At 67.0% G+C, this 18,445-nt stretch carries 18 protein-coding genes and 1 pseudogene; 10 read left to right on the top strand and 9 right to left on the bottom strand.

Annotated elements, in window-relative coordinates:
- The first annotated feature begins 10 nt into the window (after positions 1-10).
- Positions 11-391 carry a SpoIIAA family protein gene (locus tag G6N24_RS14770; protein ID WP_085160652.1) on the top strand — a complete coding sequence of 127 codons (381 nt, stop codon included), beginning with the start codon at positions 11-13 and terminating at the stop codon, positions 389-391.
- A 73-nt stretch (positions 392-464) separates the two neighbouring features.
- Here the strand turns inward: G6N24_RS14770 and G6N24_RS14765 are convergent, their stop codons facing one another.
- Both G6N24_RS14765 and G6N24_RS14760 read right to left on the bottom strand, forming a co-directional pair.
- Positions 465-2,711, bottom strand: coding sequence for a carbon starvation CstA family protein (locus G6N24_RS14765; protein WP_163745526.1), 2,247 nt, complete (start codon positions 2,709-2,711; stop codon positions 465-467).
- A 76-nt stretch (positions 2,712-2,787) separates the two neighbouring features.
- Positions 2,788-3,135: pseudogene (locus G6N24_RS14760) on the bottom strand (ATP-dependent DNA ligase); the annotation flags it as partial.
- Positions 3,136-3,231: 96 nt separating this feature from the next.
- Here G6N24_RS14760 and G6N24_RS14755 point away from each other — a divergent pair.
- Both G6N24_RS14755 and G6N24_RS14750 read left to right on the top strand, forming a co-directional pair.
- Entirely contained in the window at positions 3,232-3,990 is a 759-nt protein-coding gene (locus G6N24_RS14755; RefSeq protein WP_085160588.1) for an SDR family NAD(P)-dependent oxidoreductase, read from the top strand.
- Between the two features lie 104 nt (positions 3,991-4,094).
- The gene (locus G6N24_RS14750) at positions 4,095-6,272 is read left to right on the top strand and encodes an acyl-CoA dehydrogenase (protein ID WP_085160586.1); all 2,178 of its coding nucleotides are present in this window, start codon (positions 4,095-4,097) and stop codon (positions 6,270-6,272) included.
- A 69-nt stretch (positions 6,273-6,341) separates the two neighbouring features.
- Here the strand turns inward: G6N24_RS14750 and G6N24_RS14745 are convergent, their stop codons facing one another.
- Complete coding sequence (locus tag G6N24_RS14745; protein ID WP_085160584.1) at positions 6,342-6,662, bottom strand: Zn-ribbon domain-containing OB-fold protein; 321 nt, start codon at positions 6,660-6,662, stop codon at positions 6,342-6,344.
- 90 nt (positions 6,663-6,752) lie between these two features.
- On the opposite strand from G6N24_RS14745, the gene G6N24_RS14740 reads away from it, so the two are divergent.
- The 3 genes from G6N24_RS14740 (at position 6,753) to G6N24_RS14730 (ending at position 10,542) form a co-directional block, all read left to right on the top strand.
- The gene (locus G6N24_RS14740; RefSeq protein WP_085160582.1) at positions 6,753-7,946 is read left to right on the top strand and encodes a thiolase family protein; all 1,194 of its coding nucleotides are present in this window, start codon (positions 6,753-6,755) and stop codon (positions 7,944-7,946) included.
- A 7-nt stretch (positions 7,947-7,953) separates the two neighbouring features.
- Positions 7,954-9,441, top strand: coding sequence for a FadR/GntR family transcriptional regulator (locus G6N24_RS14735; RefSeq protein ID WP_085160580.1), 1,488 nt, complete (start codon positions 7,954-7,956; stop codon positions 9,439-9,441).
- Between the two features lie 129 nt (positions 9,442-9,570).
- Positions 9,571-10,542, top strand: coding sequence for a sensor histidine kinase (locus tag G6N24_RS14730; protein WP_085160578.1), 972 nt, complete (start codon positions 9,571-9,573; stop codon positions 10,540-10,542).
- Positions 10,543-10,600: 58 nt separating this feature from the next.
- Here G6N24_RS14730 and G6N24_RS14725 read toward each other — a convergent pair whose 3' ends face one another.
- From G6N24_RS14725 to G6N24_RS14715, 3 genes are all read right to left on the bottom strand, one after another.
- A complete protein-coding gene (locus G6N24_RS14725) occupies positions 10,601-10,741 on the bottom strand; it encodes a hypothetical protein (protein ID WP_163745525.1) in 141 nt (46 codons plus the stop codon).
- Positions 10,742-11,066: 325 nt separating this feature from the next.
- Positions 11,067-11,249: a hypothetical protein gene (locus tag G6N24_RS14720; protein WP_085160576.1), complete on the bottom strand. Its 183-nt coding sequence runs from the start codon at positions 11,247-11,249 to the stop codon at positions 11,067-11,069.
- Positions 11,250-11,429: 180 nt separating this feature from the next.
- Positions 11,430-12,908, bottom strand: coding sequence for a cytochrome P450 (locus G6N24_RS14715; protein ID WP_085160574.1), 1,479 nt, complete (start codon positions 12,906-12,908; stop codon positions 11,430-11,432).
- Between the two features lie 160 nt (positions 12,909-13,068).
- Between G6N24_RS14715 and G6N24_RS14710 the strand changes: the two genes are divergently transcribed.
- Both G6N24_RS14710 and G6N24_RS14705 read left to right on the top strand, forming a co-directional pair.
- The gene (locus G6N24_RS14710) at positions 13,069-13,677 is read left to right on the top strand and encodes a TetR/AcrR family transcriptional regulator (protein ID WP_085160650.1); all 609 of its coding nucleotides are present in this window, start codon (positions 13,069-13,071) and stop codon (positions 13,675-13,677) included.
- Between the two features lie 34 nt (positions 13,678-13,711).
- Complete coding sequence (locus tag G6N24_RS14705; protein ID WP_085160573.1) at positions 13,712-14,617, top strand: SDR family oxidoreductase; 906 nt, start codon at positions 13,712-13,714, stop codon at positions 14,615-14,617.
- A gap of 146 nt (positions 14,618-14,763) precedes the next feature.
- Here G6N24_RS14705 and G6N24_RS14700 read toward each other — a convergent pair whose 3' ends face one another.
- On the bottom strand, positions 14,764-15,816 hold the full coding sequence (locus G6N24_RS14700; RefSeq protein ID WP_085160648.1) for a DNA polymerase IV: 1,053 nt from the start codon (positions 15,814-15,816) through the stop codon (positions 14,764-14,766).
- Positions 15,817-15,827: 11 nt separating this feature from the next.
- Positions 15,828-16,442, bottom strand: a complete 615-nt coding sequence (locus tag G6N24_RS14695; protein WP_085160571.1) for a TetR/AcrR family transcriptional regulator — start codon at positions 16,440-16,442, stop codon at positions 15,828-15,830.
- A gap of 88 nt (positions 16,443-16,530) precedes the next feature.
- Between G6N24_RS14695 and G6N24_RS14690 the strand changes: the two genes are divergently transcribed.
- Positions 16,531-17,103 (top strand): NAD(P)H-dependent oxidoreductase, encoded by a 573-nt coding sequence (locus tag G6N24_RS14690; protein WP_139822403.1) that lies wholly within the window; start codon positions 16,531-16,533, stop codon positions 17,101-17,103.
- Between the two features lie 25 nt (positions 17,104-17,128).
- Here G6N24_RS14690 and G6N24_RS14685 read toward each other — a convergent pair whose 3' ends face one another.
- Positions 17,129-17,698 (bottom strand): diacylglycerol-binding protein, encoded by a 570-nt coding sequence (locus tag G6N24_RS14685; protein WP_085160567.1) that lies wholly within the window; start codon positions 17,696-17,698, stop codon positions 17,129-17,131.
- A 474-nt stretch (positions 17,699-18,172) separates the two neighbouring features.
- Between G6N24_RS14685 and G6N24_RS14680 the strand changes: the two genes are divergently transcribed.
- The gene (locus tag G6N24_RS14680) at positions 18,173-18,412 is read left to right on the top strand and encodes a redoxin NrdH (protein ID WP_085160563.1); all 240 of its coding nucleotides are present in this window, start codon (positions 18,173-18,175) and stop codon (positions 18,410-18,412) included.
- The last annotated feature ends 33 nt before the right edge of the window (positions 18,413-18,445 follow it).

Below are 18,445 nucleotides of genomic sequence, written 5' to 3'. Positions count from 1 at the left end.
AGGAGGCACGGTGATCGAGCTACTGAAGGGCTTTCCGGACAACGTTGCCGCGTTCGCCTGCCATGGGCATGTGACGAAGCACGATTACGACACGGTGCTGATACCAGACTTCGAAGACAGACTGTCTCGCCACCAGAAGGTGCGGATCTACTGCGAGATACCGTCCGATTTCAAGAAGTTCGAGCCGGGCGCGGTTTGGGCGGATACAAAGTTTGGTTTCGGTCATTTCTTCGACTGGGATCGCGCCGCGATGGTCACCGACGTGGAATGGGTGGCGCGTGTGGCGAAATTCAGCGAGTTCTTTCACTTTCTGTGGCCCGGCGAATACCGCACGTTCTCCGACGCTGAAGCCGACAGTGCGCGCGAATGGGTCGCTGAATCCCAACAATAAACCCCCGCCCTTTGGTCATCCGGCTGCTTGAGTCCGTAGTCCGCCGCTGGCTGGGACGACGCAGTGCGGTGGATCAAAGGCCCCGAGCGCCAACCGATCGCGCGGCCGTCGCCGGCAGCTCCTTCCACTGTCTTTGCACCTCCCGCTCCGCGGCGGTGGGAATGAGACCCGACGGCGCGAATCTCATCGACGCCACCGGGTCATCCTCGGTGAGCGGCCTGCCCGCACCACGAATTGCCTTGAACGCCACGATGATTCCCACGGTGAGCACAATGATGACGGCCGTGGCGAAGACCACCGACAGGCTGCCTTGGACGAACGTGTTCCTGATGACGTCGTCGAGCTGGCGGGCGTCGGTCGCCGAACCGAACGCGGTCTTACCCGCGTTTCGCGCCGCCAGATATTGGTAGTGCTGCGTCCAGTAGCCGACCGCGGGATCGCCGGAGAAGATCTTCTGCCAGGACGCGGTGAGCGTGACGGCCAGATCCCACAGCAGCGGAACACCCGGTATCCATGCCCAGTTCAGGCGACCCTTCTTGATGACGACGACGGTGATGACCGTCAGCGCTATCGCCGCCAGCAGCTGGTTGGCGATTCCGAACAGCGGAAACAGGGTGTTGATGCCACCGAGCGGATCGGTGACACCGAGCAGCAGGATGCTGCCCCACGCCGCGACCACCGCCACGCTGCATATCCAGGCGCCGGGGCGCCAGCTCGGGTTGCGCAGCCTGCGCATCGGCCCGCCCAGGTTGCCCAGCGCGTCGGAAACCATGAAACGCGCGGCCCTGGTTCCGGCGTCGACGGTGGTCAAGATGAACAGCGCCTCGAACATGATCGCGAAGTGGTACCAGAACGCTTTGAGGCCGTCGCCGCCGAAAACCCGGTGCAGCATCTCGGACATGCCGAATGCCAGCGTGGGCGCTCCGCCGGTGCGCGACACGATCGACTGCTCGCCCACGCTGGCCGCGGCCTGATCGATCTGTTCGGCGGTCGCCGGGGCTCCCGACAGGCCGAGCCCGTTGACGTAGCGCGCCGCGCCGACCGCGGTGTCGTGGGTCTGGGCCGAGGGCGCGTTGAGCGTGAAATACAGGTGCTGGTCCAGGATCGTCGCGGTGATCAGCGCCACGACGGCGACGAACGACTCGGTGATCATGCCGCCATAGCCGATCAGGCGCATCTGGCCTTCCTTCTCCAGCAGTTTCGGCGTGGTTCCCGACGAGATCAGCGCGTGGAATCCGGACAGCGCGCCGCAGGCCACGGTGATGAACAGGAACGGAAACAGTGAGCCGGCGAATGCCGGCCCGTTGACCTTGGTGGCGAACTGCGAGATCGGGGGCGCGGCGAGGACCGGGCGGGCCACGCACACGCCGATGGCCAGCAGCGCGATGGTGCCGACCTTCATGAAGGTCGACAGGTAGTCACGCGGCGCGAGCAGCAGCCACACCGGCAGCACCGACGCCGCGAAGCCGTAGACGATGAGCAACCACGACAGCGTGACCGGCGAGCGGCTGAACCACGTTGCGCCCCAGGGCGTGTTGGCGACCCAGTTGCCGGCGATGACCGCGACCAGCAGCAGCCCGGCCCCGATCGCCGAGACTTCCGTCACGCGCCCGGGACGCAGGAAGCGCAGGTAGCAGCCCATGAAGAGGGCGATGGGGATCGTCATGGCGATCGAGAACACACCCCACGGGCTCTTTGCCAGTGCCCGCACCACCACCAGTGCCAGCACCGCGATGACGATCGTAATGATGACCGGTACCCCGATCAGTGCGGCCACCCCCGCCGTCGCCCCCAGCTCGTCGCGGACCATCTGGCCCAGCGAACGGCCCCGCCGCCGTGTCGAGATCCACAACACCAGATAGTCCTGCACGCACCCGGCGAACACCGCGCCGACGACGATCCAGATGGCGCTGGGCAAGTATCCCATCTGGGCGGCCAGTACCGGACCAACGAGCGGCCCCGCGCCGGCGATGGCGGCGAAGTGGTGGCCGAATACCACCCGCCGGTCGGTTGGCACGTAGTCGGTGCCGTTGTCGAAGACCTCCGCGGGCGTGGCGTGGTCGTCGCGCGGGCGGACGATCTTCATTTCGATCAACCGCGCATAGAAGCGGAAGGCGATGATGTACGTACAGCCCGCCGCGACCACCAACCAGACGGCGTTCACCGGCTCTGCGCGGACGAACGCGATGATCGCCCAAGCGATGGCGCCGATCACGGCGATCACGCCGAAGACGATCCGGTGCCCGACGGTGATAGGGGAGCGGTCGACGATCGCGACCGGCGGCAGGTCAGGGTCGGTGCGAATGTAGTGGACTGCCACGGCGAAAACCCTACGCGAATGTGAATCTGCCGACGCCGCAACGGCGTGTCGCGTCGTGAGGTTCACAATCGACGTGCGGCCGGTTGTCCGGACGCAGCGCGATCGCCTCTCCGTCGGCCACCAGGGTGTCCACCGGCAGCGCCAGTGCAACCTCCACCACCTCGGGCAGCCGGGCGGTGACGTCGTCAAGGCTGCGGGTGTAGACCGTGACCTGGTCGCCTGCCCGGTGGATCTGTACCCGGGCGCCGTCCAACTTCGCCTCGAAAATTGTTGTGCCGCCGTGACGTTCGAGCGCATCGGCGACGCTCGTCGCGGTCTGCGCCAACATCGCGCCGACCGGCCGGCCCACCCGCAGCGTGAACGCGTGCAGCGCCGCCGCCCCGCCGGACGGGCCCGCCTTCAGACCGCCGCCGCTCGCCGCCGAGCAGTCGCAGCAACGGCGCACCGACAAACGCGCGGAGCGGACACGCTAGCGTTACAGATTGCAGGGATTCTGACAAGCCACGCAACGGAGGTCCGGATGGAGATCAGCGGAAAGAAGGTGGTCGTCATCGGCGGCGCATCGGGGATGGGTCGTGCCAGCGCCGAACTACTGACCGAACGGGGCGCACGGGTGGCCGTGCTCGATCGCGAGGGTTCCGACGGCAAGGCCGTCGCCGAGGGCGTGGGCGGAGCGTTCTATCCGGTCGACGTCACCGACTTCGCCGGCACCGAGGAAGCGTTGCAGGCGGCGGTCGACAACCTGGGCGGCCTGCACGTAACCGTGACCACCGCCGGTGGCGGCATCGCCAAGCGGACGTTGACCAAGTCCGGACCCCATGATCTCGAATCCTTCCGCGCGGTGGTGGATCTCAACCTCATCGCCACCTTCAACATCAGCCGGCTGGCCGCCGCGCACATGGCCAAGAACGAGCCGGAGGATGAGGAGCGGGGCGTCATCATCAACACCGCATCGATCGCGGCCTTCGAGGGCCAGATCGGGCAGGTCGCCTACACCGCCGCGAAGGCGGGAATCGCGGGCATGTGCCTGACGATGGCGCGCGACCTGGGCTCGTTGGGGATCCGGGTGCTCGCGATCGCGCCGAGCCTGTTTCTGACGGGGTTGACCGCCATGGTTCCCGACGAGATGGCGGCCACGCTGGTCAAAGACGCGGCCTTCCCCAAGCGGTTGGGCCGCCCGATCGAGTACGCCAAGCTGGTCGCCGCGATCGTGGACAACCCGATGCTCAACGGCCAATGCCTGCGACTGGACGCGGGACAACGGTTCGCGCCCAAATAGCGGGCTCCGGCGGCCAGCTGGTCACGCTCGCACATTAAGTACACTCTTTAGGCGAACCGGACCGACGACGATGCGGGCCGGGTAGCCGCGCGAGGAGGGCCCGAATGGGTATTGCGCTGACCGACGACCATCGCGAACTTGCCGAGGTGGCGCGGGCGTTCCTGACCTCACAGAAGGCGCGCGCGGAGGCGCGCGCCCTGCTCGACGCCACCGACGAGGCCCGACCGCCCTTCTGGCCGAACCTGGTCGAGCTCGGCTGGCTCGGTCTACACATCGACGCGGAGCACGGCGGCTCCGGCTACGGATTGCCCGAACTCGTGGTGGTGGTCGAAGAACTCGGCCGCGCGGTGGCGCCCGGACCGTTCGTGCCGACGGTGATCGCCTCGGCGGTGATCGCGAAAGAGGGCGGCGCCGATCAAAAGGCGCGGCTGCTCCCGGGACTGATCGACGGAACCGTCACCGCGGGCGTCGGCCTGGACGGCCAAGTGCGGGTCAAAGACGGGGTCGCCGACGGCGAGGCCGGGGTCGTGCTCGGCGCGGGACTCGCGGAACTGCTGCTGATCGCGGCCGGCGACGACGTGCTGCTGTTGGAGCGCGGGCGCGCAGGCGTCTCCGTGGACGTGCCGGACAACTTCGACCCGACCCGGCGCTCCGGACGTGTCCGCCTGGAAGGCGTGAGTGTGGCCGCCGACGACATCCTGCCGGGGGCGCGGGAATCGGCCTTGGCCCGCGCGCGGACACTGCTAGCGGCCGAGGCGGTAGGTGGGGCGGCCGACTGTGTCGATGCCGCCGTCGGCTATGCCAAGGTGCGCCAGCAATTCGGCCGCGCCATCGCCACTTTCCAAGCGGTGAAGCATCATTGCGCCAACATGCTGGTCGCGACCGAGTCGGCGGTCGCGGCGGTGTGGGACGCGTCCCGCGCGGCGGGCGAGGACCCATCGGAGGACGAAGCCGAATTCCGGCTGGCCGCCGCGGTGGCGGCGGCGCTGGCGTTTCCTGCCTACGCGCGCAATGCCGAACTCAACATTCAGGTGCACGGCGGCATCGGATTCACCTGGGAGCACGACGCGCATCTGCATCTGCGCCGGGCGCTGGTGATCGCGGGGTTGTTCGGCGGTGACGCGCCGGCCGCGGATGTCTTCGCGCGCACCGCGGCGGGCGCTACCCGGCAAAACAGCCTGGACCTGCCGCCCGAGGCCGAAGAACTACGCACCCGGATCCGTGCCGACGCCGCCGAGATCGCCGCCCTGGACAAGCGGGCGCAGCGCGACAAGCTGATCGAGACGGGCTACGTGATGCCGCACTGGCCCAGGCCGTGGGGTCGCGCCGCCGACGCCGTGGAGCAGTTGGTGATCGAGGAGGAGTTTCGCGCGGCGGGCATCAAGCGACCGGACTACTCAATCACGGGATGGGTGATCCTTACCCTGATCCAGCACGGAACCGAATGGCAAATCGAAAGATTCGTCGAGAAGGCGCTGCGCCAGGAGGAGATCTGGTGCCAGCTGTTCTCCGAGCCCGACGCCGGGTCGGACGCGGCGTCGGTCAAAACCCGTGCGACCCGGGTGGATGGCGGCTGGAAGATCAACGGGCAGAAGGTGTGGACCAGTGGCGCGCAATACTGCGCGCGTGGTCTGGCCACCGTGCGCACCGACCCGAATGCGCCCAAGCACGCCGGCATCACCACCGTGATCGTCGACATGAAGGCACCCGAAGTCGAGGTGCGGCCGCTGCGCCAGATCACCGGCGGCTCGGAATTCAACGAGGTGTTCTTCAACGACCTGTTCGTCCCCGACGAGGACGTCGTCGGCGCGCCCAACGCCGGGTGGACGGTGGCGCGCGCAACGCTGGGCAACGAGCGAGTCAGCATCGGCGGCAGCGGATCTTTTTATGAGGGTCTGGCGATGAAGCTGGTGCAGCTGGTGCAGCAGAGGCCAGGCCGGTTGGCGGGTGCGGAAATTCGGGTCGGATCCTTCCTCGCTCAGGATCACGCGCTGCGGCTGCTGAACCTGCGCCGCGCCGCCCGCAGCGTGGAGGGAGCGGGCCCGGGCCCGGAAGGCAACGTCACCAAACTCATGCTCGCGGAGCACATGATCGAGGGCGCGGCGATTTCGGCGGCGCTGCTGGGGCCCGAGATCGCGTTGGTCGACGGACCGGGCGCGGTCGTCGGTCGGATGGTGATGGGCGCCCGCGGCATGGCGATCGCCGGCGGCACCTCGGAGGTGACCCGCAACCAAATCGCCGAGCGGATTTTGGGCATGCCCCGCGACCCGCTGATCAACTAGGTGGCGCGAGCAGACGTAAAAGCGCCCCAAAAGGGCGCTTTTGGGGTGCTTTTACGTCTGCTCGCGCCACTAAGCCGGGGCGAACAACGGCGCGCCACCGGCGCCCCGTTCGGGCCGGATGTTGACGGGCATCCCGCACGTCACCGTTTCCGGTTCGCAGCCAACGATATTGGCGGCCACCCGCAGCCCGCTCTGCTCGGCGAGCTCCACGATGGCGATCACGTACGGCACGGGAATGTCGGGATTGTACGGGTGGTAGTTGATCGTGTAGGTGAACACCGTGCCGCGCCCGGACACCGGTCGCGCCACGAGCGGGCCGCCGCAGTCGCGGCATTCGCCGGTCGCCGGATGCACCCAGCGTGCGCACGCGTCGCAGTGCTCGATGAGCATCGGCGTGGGCGGCTCGGCTGGCACGGCCAATACAGTACACTCTATTTGTTACCGCTGTAAGCAGCGGGTTTGGCCTTACGGGCGGTACGGATGAGGTACTTCGAGAAGGACGCGATCCTGTCCGGCATCGGCATCTCGCGCATCGGCCGTCGCACCGGCATCCCGGGTCTGGAGCTGACGATGGAGGCGGTGCGAGCCGCCATCGCGGACGCCGGCTTGGTCGCGGCCGACATCGACGGCGTCGCGACCCTGGGCGACACTCCCTCCGAACACGTCAATGCCGAATTGCGGATCGTCGCCGCGGACTGCGGCAGCGGGTTCGGCACTGGCGGCTTGCTGAGCCCGGTGATGTCGGCGTGCCGTGCGGTCGCCGAGAGGCGCGCTCGTCACGTGGTGGTCTATCGGACGATTCACATGCTCGGCGGCACGGTCCCGGTGAAACCCCAGGGCAATGCCCGCGCCCCGGCGCTTGCGCGCATGTTCGAGACGCGGCACGGCGCACCACGGCCCGCCGTCGGTGCGATGGACGATGTCAACGAACTGGTTGCGGCCCAGGCCTACTCGGCGGCGAACTGGCTGGCGCTGAACTGCCGTCGCCACATGGAGTTGTACGGAACCACCAAGGAGCAACTGGGCTGGCTGGCCCTCAATGCCAGGCGCAACGCCGCATTGAATCCCCGTGCGGTCTACCGCGATTCGCTGACCATGGCCGATTATCTGGGCGCGCGGCTGGTTTCGACGCCGTTCGGGTTGCTGGACTGCGATGTACCGATCGACGGCTCGATCGCGGTGGTGGTATCGAACGCGGTATACGCGCGAGACTGCCCGCACCGCGCCGTGGCGGTGGAGGCGGTCGGCGGGTCCGATGGTGCCGGTGGCTGGTTTCACCGCGACGACTATCCCAAAATGGCGATGTCGGATGCGGCGGCGCAGATGTGGTCGCGAACGCAGTTGACGCCCGCCGACCTTGACGTCGCGCAGCTGTACGACGGATTCACATTTCTGGCGATCGCGTGGCTGGAAGCCCTCGGAATATGCGGCGACGGCGAGGGCGGCCCATTCGTCGAGGGCGCCGAACGGATCGCCCGCGACGGGCAACTTCCGCTGAACACCTACGGCGGCCAACTTTCGGCCGGTCGGATGCACGGCTACTGGGCGCTGCACGAAGGGTGCCTGCAGTTGCGCGGTGAGGCGGGAGAGCGGCAAGTGTCCCGGCGCCCCGAGGTCGCGGTGGTTTCTGTGGGCGGCGGTCCCGTCGCGGGTTGCATGTTGCTCACATGTTGAGCCCTCGATGAGTTTCGACGCGGACATCGCGCGGACGGACAAACGAGCATCGCAGGTCGCCCGTCGCATTGAGGCCGATATCGTGCGGCGCGGCTGGAACGTTGGGGAATCACTGGGCTCGGAGCACGCGCTGCAAGAACGCTATGGCGTGAGCCGATCGGTGCTGCGGGAAGCCGTTCGCCTTGTCGAGCACCATCAGGTCGCCAGGATGCGTCGCGGGCCGAACGGGGGGCTGCTCATCTGCGAACCCGATGCCGGCCCCGCGACCCGCGCCGTCGTCATCTACCTCGAATACGTCGGCACTACCATCGAAGAACTGCTCGACGCGCGCCTGGTGCTCGAGCCCCTGGCGGCCTCGCTTGCCGCCGAACGGATCGACGAGGCGGGCATCGAGGCGCTGCGAGCGGTGTTGCTTGCGGAGGAACGCCGGAAGCAGGCGTCGGCCGACGAGTTCCACATCGCGCTGGCCAAGCGCTCGAAAAATCCTGTCCTACAACTGTTTATCGAAGTGCTGACGAGCCTCACCAGGCGTTATGCCCTGCAGTCGCGGACAGACTCGGCGACCGAGGCTGTCGAGGCGGACCGGATGCGCAACGACCACTCCCACATCGTCGCCGCCGTCACCGCCGGTGATGCGGCACGGGCCAAGACTCTCAGCGAGCGGCATGTGGAAGCGGTGACCGCCCGGCTGCGGCGCCATCGCCCCGGCGACAAGACGGCCAGCCCGCGGCGGGCACGTGAGTCGCGGGGTGTATCGCGGCTCAATAACGAGGCTCCCCGAGGCAAGCTCGCCGAGGTGTTGGCCGCCACCATCGGCGACGATATCGCCGCCTGCGGATGGCGAATCGGTTCGGTCTTCGGCACCGAAGCGGCGTTGCTGGAACGCTACCGGGTGAGCCGTGCGGTGTTGCGGGAAGCGGTGCGGCTGCTCGAATATCACTCGATCGCGCAGATGCGCCGGGGGCCTGGCGGCGGGCTGATCGTGACAAAGCCTCAGGCGCAGGCCAGCATTGACACCATCGCGCTCTACCTGCAGTACCGCAGGCCGGGGCGCGAAGACCTACGCTGCGTGCGGGATGCCATCGAGATCGACAGCGTCACCAAAGTCGTTGCCAAGGTTGGCAACCGGCGCACCGAGTCCGACGTGGCGGCCTTTCTTGACACCCATGGTCGTCCGACGGACCTCGCGTTCGGCGAAAACCCTCGAGAATCTGCCGGCGATGTGCGCACGGCATCCCTTGAGGAGTTCCGGTTCCATGTGGGGCTGGCACAGCTGGCCGGCAACGCGCCGCTGGACCTGTTCCTTCGGATCATCGTCGAGTTGTTCCGACGGCACTGGTCCAGCACCGGCCAGGCACTGCCCACCTGGAGCGACGTTATCGCCGTTGAGCGGGCGCACCAGAAGATCGTCGAGGCGATCAGCGCCGGTGACGACAGCCTAGCCCGCTACCGCCTCCGTCGCCATCTAGACGCCGCTGCTTCGTGGTGGCTATAGGACGCGAGTCTGGTCGTCGTGTCGGCGCACCATTCGCGCATAGCGAACGCTGGTCCGGGGTATGTGGATACGAGAGTGAGCGCCGGTCCAGCAGGGGTCGGCATGGGGACCAAACGCGGGAGCACCCACATGACCACGAGCACGGAAGCCGAGCAACGAGGCTTTGTTCACTCCGCGCTGTTTTACCAATCCCAGCGGGAGTACCTGGACTTCGTGACGCGCTTCGTGGTCGACGGCTTGGAGATTGATGAGCCGGTGCTGGTCGCCGTGCCAAGCGACAAGCTGGCGTTGCTGCGCGGCGAATTGTGGCGCGCGCGCGGTGTCCCCACAGCCGAATTGCATTTGGCCAACATCGCGGAGGCCGCCCGCAACCCCAGCCGATTTCTGGCGATCGAGGCTGACTTCGTTGAGCGATACCCCGATCGACGGGTGCGCATTGTCAGCCAACTGGTCTGGCCCGGCCGCACCCCCGATGAGTCTCTGGTCTGCGTGCAGCATGAGGCCTTGATCAACGGGGAGCTCAAAAACCAGAACGTGATGGGGTTGTGCCTCTACGACGCCGGCCGACTGGATGAGGATGTGCTGGAAGGCGCCCGCACCACCCACCCGCTGTTGTGGAAGCGCGGATCGGTGTATCGCAGCGCCGAGTACTCGCCCGAGCACGCCCTGGCGCGCTGCAACCAGCCGCTGACAACCAACCCGGGGGCCGTGACATATACCGTCAGGCAGACCGCCGACCTCCGTCCGGCGCGGTCGTTCGCCGTCAACTACGCCGACTGGGTTGGACTATCGCAGGACGGCATCGACGAGCTGCAATTGATCGCCACCGAGCTGGCCAGCAACAGCTTGCTGTACACCAATGGAGCGTGCCGGCTGGCCTTCTGGCGGCATGAGGACCATGTGGTGTGTGAGGCGCGCGACGGCGGACGATTCGATGATCCGGCCGTCGGTCACCGGCGTCCGGGCGCCGGTGGCACGGCCAGCCGTGGACTGTTTCTGGTCAATGCCATGGCCGATCTGGTGCGCACTCACACCACGACAACAGGCACGACGATCCAGGCATACATTCGGCTTGAACCGTCGCGAGAGTCGACCGGATGACACGCGAGCCCGGATGCCGGCGAGGAGTTGTGCCGGTGCGGCCGGCGGGCGGGCGACCCTAGCGGGGCACTCCCATCTCGGGGCTGGGAACTTGGGGAATCTTTGCCGCACAGCCGGTCGCCAGCGTCGCGAACGCGGCGATCAGCGCCGCGGCCACCATGCCAACAGTGCGGGCCTTGCTGCTCTTTTTAGTCGTCATCTGTCGCGCCTTTCTTCGCTCGTCGATGGGCGTGGTTTTGCAACGACACTGCCTGCCGATGCTATCGCCGTCACCGTGGGCGGCGGGTTGTTTTGCAGTTTCTTGGCGGGCTGGGCGCCGCTGGGACCTGACCGAAGTTGGATCCATTACGACAGCCGCCGACGGCCATCGCGTCCCGAGGCATGAATCGGACGTGACGCATCGGTTCAGCCCGCCGGGAGCGCCCGCGAGTTCGGTCCCCGATGCCCTTTGCCGAAGGGCGTCACCGGCCTCGCGGCGGTTCCCGACGGGTCGCCCGTACCCGGCCGTATCCGGCGTAGCTCGGCTAGACGCCAGTGTGCAGGGGTACCACGATCCCGGCGCCCGGCGCCAGCGCGCGCAGCTCGGGCACCGGGCCGGGCGTGCGTTGGGCCGCGCAGCCCGCCGCTAGCACCGCGAACACCGCGCCGAGCGCCGCGATCAGCATCCGAACAGTTCGCATCCCCTTGCCGGCATTTGTCGCGCTCATCGATCGAGCCTTTCGTTTGCTGGTTCACACCGGTTGTGCGATTTCTACCGCCACCAGATGCTATCGCCATCGAGCAACGCCGCGCGCTGTTTTCGCCAGTTGAGGCGCTGAAAGCCGAGCAGTCGCAAAAGCACCCAATTCCGTGCCGGAATGGGTGCTTTTGCGACTGCTCGGCACAAATCAGAGCGGGCGCAGGACTATCGGCATTCCGTCCTTCGGGACCGGCATGCCGCTGTAGTCCCAGCGCGGTTTATAGCCGGGCCGGGCGAGTTCCAGCCGGTAGCGGCGCAGCAGCCGGTGCAGGATCGTCTTGATCTCCAATTGGCCGAACACCATCCCGATGCACTTGTGCGCGCCGCCGCCGAACGGCGTGAACGCGTAACGGTGCCGCTTGTGCTCGTTGCGTGGCTCGGTGAACCGCTCCGGGTCGAATTTCATCGGGTCCGTCCAGATCTCCGGCAGACGGTGATTCATCCCGGGATACGCGATGACATTGGTGCCCTTGGGTAGGTAGTAGCCCAGCAGGTCGGTGTCCCGCACCGTCTGGCGCATCGCCCACTGCACCGGCGTGACCAACCGGATCGACTCGTTCATCACCAGATCGAGCGACTCCAGCTTCTCGAGCGATTCGATGTCGAGCGGGCCGTCGCCGAGGCGGTCCGATTCGTCGCGGCAGCGCTGCTGCCACTCCGGGTGGGCCGCCAGGTGGTACACCATCGTTGTGGCCGTCGACGTCGACGTGTCGTGGGCGGCCATCATCAAGAAGATCATGTGGTTGACGATGTCCTCGTCGGAGAACCGGTTGCCGTCCTCGTCTTCGGTCTGGCACAACACCGTCAGCAGGTCGTCACCTTTCTGCCCGCGGCGCTCGCTGACCCGTTCCGCGAAATAGTTCTCCAGCAGCGCACGCGCCCGCAGCCCACGCCACCAGGTGAACGGCGGCACGCTGGTGCGGATGACCGCGTTGCCGGCGCGGGTCGTGGTCGTAAACGCCTTATTCACTTTGGTGACCAGCTCGTGGTCGGTGCCGGGCTCATGGCCCATGAACACCATCGAGGCGACGTTGAGGGTGAGCCGCTTCATCGCCGGATAAAGAAGGAAGCGCGCGTCGTTTGCCACCCAGTCCTCGACGATCACCTGCGACACCACCGCGTCCATGTGCTCGACGTACCCCGCCAACCGGGACCGGACGAATGCCTCCTGCATGATTCGCCGGTGGAATAGGTGTTCTTCGAAGTCGAGCAGCATCAGCCCGCGGCGGAAAAACGGGCCGATCACCGGGACCCAGCCCTGCTGCGAGTAGTCCTTGTTGCGGTTGGAGTAGATCTCCTGAGCGGCGTCGGGGCCCAACGCCGCGACGGCCGGCAACACCGGCGAGTCCCCGAATATGACCGGACCCTGGGTCTGGTATAGGAACAGCAGATAGTCCGGCCCGCCGCGCAACATCTCGATGAAGTGCCCGAGGATCGGCAGTCCCGCGTCGCCGACGACTGGCTTGAGCCCGCTGCCCGGGGGCGGCTCGGCCAGCGTCTTCTCCGGGAAGTGGGTGTTTCGCAGCCGGCGTTCGACAAGGCCCATGCCGGGGAAGTTGTTGAACGACGGGGTCAATCGACGCTGGGCTTGGTCAAGAAGGTACGCCGGGGTGCTGATCGTCGCCATTGGCGCTCCTAAACGGTTGTGGCAGCCGTCACTACAAATTATCCTTCGGACCAACTTGACGACTGTCAAGTTTTCTTTTTCGGGCGCAGTGGTGCATCGTCATGGGGTGATCAACAGCGTGAACGGCAACGTCGCCAACGAACGGCGGACCGCGCCGGCAATGAGGCGGCGCGGTGATCGGCAAAGGCAAGCGATCTTGCAGGCGGTGCGTGAATTGCTGCAGGAGAGACCGTTCGCGGAGCTGTCGGTCAGCACGATCAGCAACCGAGCCGGGGTAGCTCGATCCGGTTTCTACTTCTACTTCGACTCCAAATATTCGGTGCTCGCCCAGATCCTGGCGGAGGCCGCCGAAGAACTCGAAGAACTCACGCAGTATTTCGCCCCCCGTCAGCGGGGGGAGTCACCCGAGGAGTTCGCCAAGCGGATGGTCGGCAGCGCCGCCGCCGTCTACGCGCACAACGACCCGGTGATGACGGCTTGTAACGCCGCCCGCCACACCGATATGGAGATCCGCGACATTCTCGAGCGGCAGTTCGACGTGGTGTTGCGCCAGATCGTCGGCGTGGTGGAGGCCGAGATGAAGGCCGGGACCGCGCACCCGATCAGCGAGGACCTCCCGACACTGATCCGGACCCTGGCCGGCACCACCGCACTGATGCTGACCGGCGACCCCCTCCTGGTCGGTCGCGACGATGACATGGAGCGCCGCGTGCGGGTGCTCGAGCAGATGTGGCTCAACGCGCTGTGGGGCGGCTCGCCTAAGGACTGATGGGGCGGCTGATCCCGTAGGTATCGTCACGGCTATGGCGCAGACGGCATCGGGGCGGTATTTCGCGGCAAAGCGGTGTTTACTCACCGGCGCGGCCAGCGGCATAGGCCGCGCCACCGCCTTGCGGCTCGCCGAGCACGGTGCCGAGCTCTTCCTGACCGACCGCAACGCCGACGGTCTCGAACTCACCGTGGCCGACGCCCGCGCGCTGGGCGCGCGGGTGCCCGCGCATCGAGCTCTCGATGTTTCCGTCTACCACGACGTCGCCTCGTTCGCGGCCGACATCCACACCCGCTATCCCAGCATGGATGTCGTGATGAACATCGCCGGCGTATCGGCCTGGGGCACCGTTGACCAGCTCACCCACGAGCAGTGGAGCAATATCGTCGCCATCAACCTGATGGGGCCCATCCATGTCATCGAGGCGTTCATTCCGCCGATGGTGGCGGCCGGCCGGGGCGGGCATCTGGTCAACGTGTCGTCGGCGGCTGGGCTGGTCGCGCTGCCCTGGCATGCGGCCTACAGCGCCAGCAAGTACGGGTTGCGCGGGCTGTCCGAGGTGCTGCGCTTCGACTTGGACCGGCACCGCATCGGGGTGTCGGTGGTGGTGCCCGGCGCGGTGAAGACCCCGCTGGTCAATACCGTCGAGATCGCCGGTGTCGACCGCGACCACCCCAAAGTGGCCCAATGGTTCGAGCGCTTCGGCGGTCATGCGGTGTCGCCGGAACGGGCGGCCGACAAAATCCTGGCCGGCGTCGCGAAGAACAGGTACCTGATCTACACGTCGGCAGACATCCGGGCGCTGTACGCCGTCAAACGGGTGGCCTGGTGGCCCTACAGCGCGGTGATGCGCCGGGTCAACGTCTTCTTCACGCGCGCACTTCGGCCCAGCCCGGCGACGATGCGGTCCGCGGAGCGGACCGAGGAGGAGCTGGGCTAGTGAAACCCAGCCCGGCGACGATGCGGTCCGCGGAGCGGACCGAGGAGGAGCTGGGCAAGTGAAACCCAGCCCGGCGACGATGTGGTCCGCGGAGCGGACCGAGGAGGAGCTGGGCAAGTGAAACCCAGCCCGGCGCCAACCCGAACCTAATTGGGCATTTCGAGGTCCAGCCGCACACCGAGTAACCGGACCGGCCGATCCAACTCGAACAGGTGCAGGACCCGCAGGGCGGCGGCGGTGACGACATCCGGATCGGTGGTGGGCGCCGGAAGTTTGCGCATCTTGGTGCGGGTGTAAAACGTCGCCGTGCGCACGGTCACTGCCACCCGGGTGACGATCCGCCCCGAAGCCACCACGTCGTCCAGCGTTCGCTTCGCCAATTCCGTTACCGCGGATTCCATTTCGGCACGGTCGGTGAGATCGCGCGGGAAGGTGACGACGTGGCTGCGGGAGCGCGGCACCCACGGCTGCGCCGTGACGCCGGCGTCGCCGCCACCCTTGGCGAGCAGCAACAGCCACAAGCCGGTGCGTGGGCCGAACGTGGATGTCAGCAACTCGGCGTCGCTGCGCGCAAGCTGCCAGACCGTGGTTATCCCAAGGGCTGCGAGCTTTTTCGCCGTCTTTGGACCCACCCCCCACAGCGCGTCGACCGGACGCTCTGCCATCACCGTCAACCAGTTCGCGTCGGTGAGCACGAAGATTCCGGCTGGCTTCGCGAAGCCGGTGGCGACCTTGGCCCGCTGCTTGTTGTCGCTGATGCCGATCGAGCAGGACAACCCGGTTTCCGACATGACGACGGCGCGGATCAGTTCGGCGACCTCGGTGGGGTCCACAGGATCGTCCACCCCGACGTAGGCCTCGTCCCAGCCCCACACCTCGACTGGATGTCCGAGGTCACGCAACAAACCCATCACCTGGTCGGACGCCGCGTCATAGGCGGCCGGATCCGAGGCCAAGAAGGTGGCGTTGGGGCAGCGACGGGCGGCGGTGCGCAGCGGCATGCCTGCGTGCACTCCGAATTCGCGGGCCTCATACGAGGCGCAGGTGACGACCTTGCGCGGTTCGGTTGGGTCGCCGCTGCCACCGACGATGACCGGCAGCCCCGCCAATTCGGGGTGGCGACGCAGCTCGACCGACGCCAAGAACTGGTCCAGGTCGACATGGAGGACCCAACGCGGCGTCGACAAAGGCTCGGGCATGGCCGGGGTCCTCACCGCCCGCACAGCTTGCGGGCCAGGCTTTTCCAGGCGTCCCCCAACGTCTCCACCGTGTGGCCGCCGACGTTGAGTTGATGCTCGACATAGTCGGCATCGAGCAAGGCCAACAGGGCGTCGGTCTGGGCATCAAGATCGCCGGTGGTGTGCGCGGAGGCCAGCAGCACCCGCACGTGTGTGCGCTGCACCGCCGCGGCCGGTCCGTAGCGGGTGCGCGGATCGCGGTTGGCCGCCGACAGAAGCGCGTGATGGGTGTGGACGAAGCGGATCCGCTCGCGGCCGAACGCCACCAGCCGGTCCAGCGGCGGCGCATCCGGGCCCAGCGGCGGCGGGCCGAACAGAAATGCGTGCTGACTGGCGCGTTCGTCCTCGTCCAGCAACACCATCATCAGACCGGCGCGGCTGCCGAACCGGCGGAACAGTGTGCCCTTGCCCACCCCGGCGGCCGCGGCGACGTCATCCATGGTGACGGCGTCGGCGCCGCGTTTTGCGACCAGGCTGCGGGCGGCCTCCAGTAACAGCGCCCGGTTGCGCGCGGCATCGCCTCGCTCGGTCGGAGGCTGCCGCGGAGCGGACACGGGCAACTCGCCCAACCGCTCGGCACCGCTCACACCTGCACTCTAACGGGCCGGAATAAATCGGACTAGAGTCCGGTTTCGTGTGGGAAGATGTAGACCAACAACCGAAGGGAACGAGCCAGTGGCAGAGAGCAAGTCCGACATTAAGGTCTTGGCGTTAGTGGGCAGCCTGCGCGCGGCGTCGATCAACCGCCAGATTGCCCACCTGGCCGCGGCGGTCGCTCCGGACGGCGTCACCATCACAGTGTTCGAGGGGCTGGGCGATCTCCCGTTCTACAACGAGGACATCGACGATGCGGTCAACAGCGCCGTCGAGCGGCCACCTGCCCCGGTCGCGGCGCTACGGGCCGCGGCGGCCGACGCCGATGCCGCTCTGGTGGTCACCCCGGAGTACAACGGCAGCATTCCCGCGGTCATCAAGAACGCGATCGACTGGCTCTCACGCCCGTTCGGCAACGGCGCGTTGAAGGACAAGCCGTTGGCGGTCATCGGCGGGGCCCTGGGCCGGTACGGCGGGGTGTGGGCGCACGACGAGACGCGCAAGTCGTTCGGGATCGCCGGGAGCCGGGTGATCGACGCGATCAAACTTTCGGTACCGTTCCTGACCCTGGACGGCAAGGCGCCGGCTGAAAGCGCCGAGCTCGCGGCGAAGGTGGGCGACGTGGTCGGCAAACTCGCCGCCGAGGTCGGCTGAGCAGGCGGTCGATGCGGCCCGAATCTTAGTCAGGCTGGCGCCTCTCGACGGCGATCTCGGCGAGCAGTGCGGCCGTCACACCGAACGCGAAGTACAGCGCTGGCAGCCATGGCGCCACCCCAAACAGTGCGTTCGAGTCGGCGGCGTACCTGAACACCCCGGCCCCGGCGAGGACGGCTTCGAACAGCGGGCCGCCGGTCGCGGCGAGCAGGCCGCACACCGCGCCGGGGCCGTCACCCAGGACGCACCAGGTGATGATCGCGAGGGCGAAGATGAGCACGTTCGTCGGGACCGCGGGCGCCGAGTGCACCAAGGCGGTGACGACGTAGGTGGCGAGCACCGCTGTCACTGCGGCGAGTCCCTGGCGCGCGCTGACAGTGGCACGCGGTGCGGGCAGGTGCAGCCGCAGCTCGGCCAGCGAGACGGTCGCGGACGCGACGAGCAAGGGGAACCAGATCGGGCTGCTCCACACGTACGGAACCGCGTGGGCAAGGTATTCGGTAGTGCCGGTGACGACATGACTGTGATCGCCGATCAGTGCCGCCAGCGCTCCCAGCGCGAACAGGAAGACGACTTCGGGCACACGCAGCTTCATGAGGCGCACGGTACTTGATCGACGCCAGAGCCTGGGCCGCGACCGGTCGGTTTGCTAGCGCCGGGCCGCGGTGTCGGCCGCGGCCGGCTGGTCAGCAGCACTGTCGGTGGCCGGTGATATACCGATGCGCATCGACATCCCCGGCGGATGTTGTGATCTGCGACACGCCGAGGCGGTACCGAACACAGGCTTACGACCAGGGAATTTCAGAAATGTTATTCAGAACATCTTGTACCTCTTCTTCTTGTCACCCACTAGGTGTAGTGTTTCGAGCACCGGCAGCTCCCAGGTTCACCGAGTCGGCCAGGCCCGGTGAGCTTTCCTGGAATCGGCATCGCAGGTCTATCGACCAGGCGGCCGCGCGACGGGATTTTTGGGGGTTGGCGGGTCGCTGAACTAGAGCGCACATGTATTACCCGAGTAGTTGCCAGTCCGTGATAAGTTCCCATCTTCCGCAAAGGAGCGGCATCCGCGATGAGCATCACCGTGTACGCCAAGCCGGCATGCGTGCAATGCACCGCCACCTACAAGGCGCTGGACAAGCAGGGCATCGCCTACGAGAAGGTCGACATCAGCCTGGACTGCGAGGCTCGGGACTATGTGATGGCGCTGGGGTACCTGCAGGCTCCCGTCGTGGTGGCAGGGAACGACCATTGGTCGGGCTTCCGGCCCGATCGGATCAAGGCGCTTGCCGGGGCCGCGCTGACCGCGTAGCGCGGCAGACGGTCAGTCAGGAGGATTGCGGTG

This window comes from Mycobacterium lacus, assembly GCF_010731535.1.
GTDB classification, from domain to species: Bacteria; Actinomycetota; Actinomycetes; order Mycobacteriales; family Mycobacteriaceae; genus Mycobacterium; species Mycobacterium lacus.
This window is presented reverse-complemented; position numbering and strand designations above follow the sequence as displayed.

Bases quoted from the DNA above. Each gene is read 5' to 3' on its own strand.
- G6N24_RS14755 (WP_085160588.1), top strand. From the start codon at position 3,232: ATGGAGATCAGCGGAAAGAAGGTGGTCGTCATCGGCGGCGCATCGGGG.
- G6N24_RS14750 (WP_085160586.1), top strand. From the start codon at position 4,095: ATGGGTATTGCGCTGACCGACGACCATCGCGAACTTGCCGAGGTGGCG.
- G6N24_RS14745 (WP_085160584.1), bottom strand. From the start codon at position 6,662: ATGCTCATCGAGCACTGCGACGCGTGCGCACGCTGGGTGCATCCGGCG.
- G6N24_RS14740 (WP_085160582.1), top strand. From the start codon at position 6,753: ATGAGGTACTTCGAGAAGGACGCGATCCTGTCCGGCATCGGCATCTCG.
- G6N24_RS14735 (WP_085160580.1), top strand. From the start codon at position 7,954: ATGAGTTTCGACGCGGACATCGCGCGGACGGACAAACGAGCATCGCAG.
- G6N24_RS14730 (WP_085160578.1), top strand. From the start codon at position 9,571: ATGACCACGAGCACGGAAGCCGAGCAACGAGGCTTTGTTCACTCCGCG.
- G6N24_RS14725 (WP_163745525.1), bottom strand. From the start codon at position 10,741: ATGACGACTAAAAAGAGCAGCAAGGCCCGCACTGTTGGCATGGTGGCC.
- G6N24_RS14720 (WP_085160576.1), bottom strand. From the start codon at position 11,249: ATGAGCGCGACAAATGCCGGCAAGGGGATGCGAACTGTTCGGATGCTG.
- G6N24_RS14715 (WP_085160574.1), bottom strand. From the start codon at position 12,908: ATGGCGACGATCAGCACCCCGGCGTACCTTCTTGACCAAGCCCAGCGT.
- G6N24_RS14710 (WP_085160650.1), top strand. From the start codon at position 13,069: ATGAGGCGGCGCGGTGATCGGCAAAGGCAAGCGATCTTGCAGGCGGTG.
- G6N24_RS14705 (WP_085160573.1), top strand. From the start codon at position 13,712: ATGGCGCAGACGGCATCGGGGCGGTATTTCGCGGCAAAGCGGTGTTTA.
- G6N24_RS14700 (WP_085160648.1), bottom strand. From the start codon at position 15,816: ATGCCCGAGCCTTTGTCGACGCCGCGTTGGGTCCTCCATGTCGACCTG.
- G6N24_RS14685 (WP_085160567.1), bottom strand. From the start codon at position 17,698: ATGAAGCTGCGTGTGCCCGAAGTCGTCTTCCTGTTCGCGCTGGGAGCG.
- G6N24_RS14680 (WP_085160563.1), top strand. From the start codon at position 18,173: ATGAGCATCACCGTGTACGCCAAGCCGGCATGCGTGCAATGCACCGCC.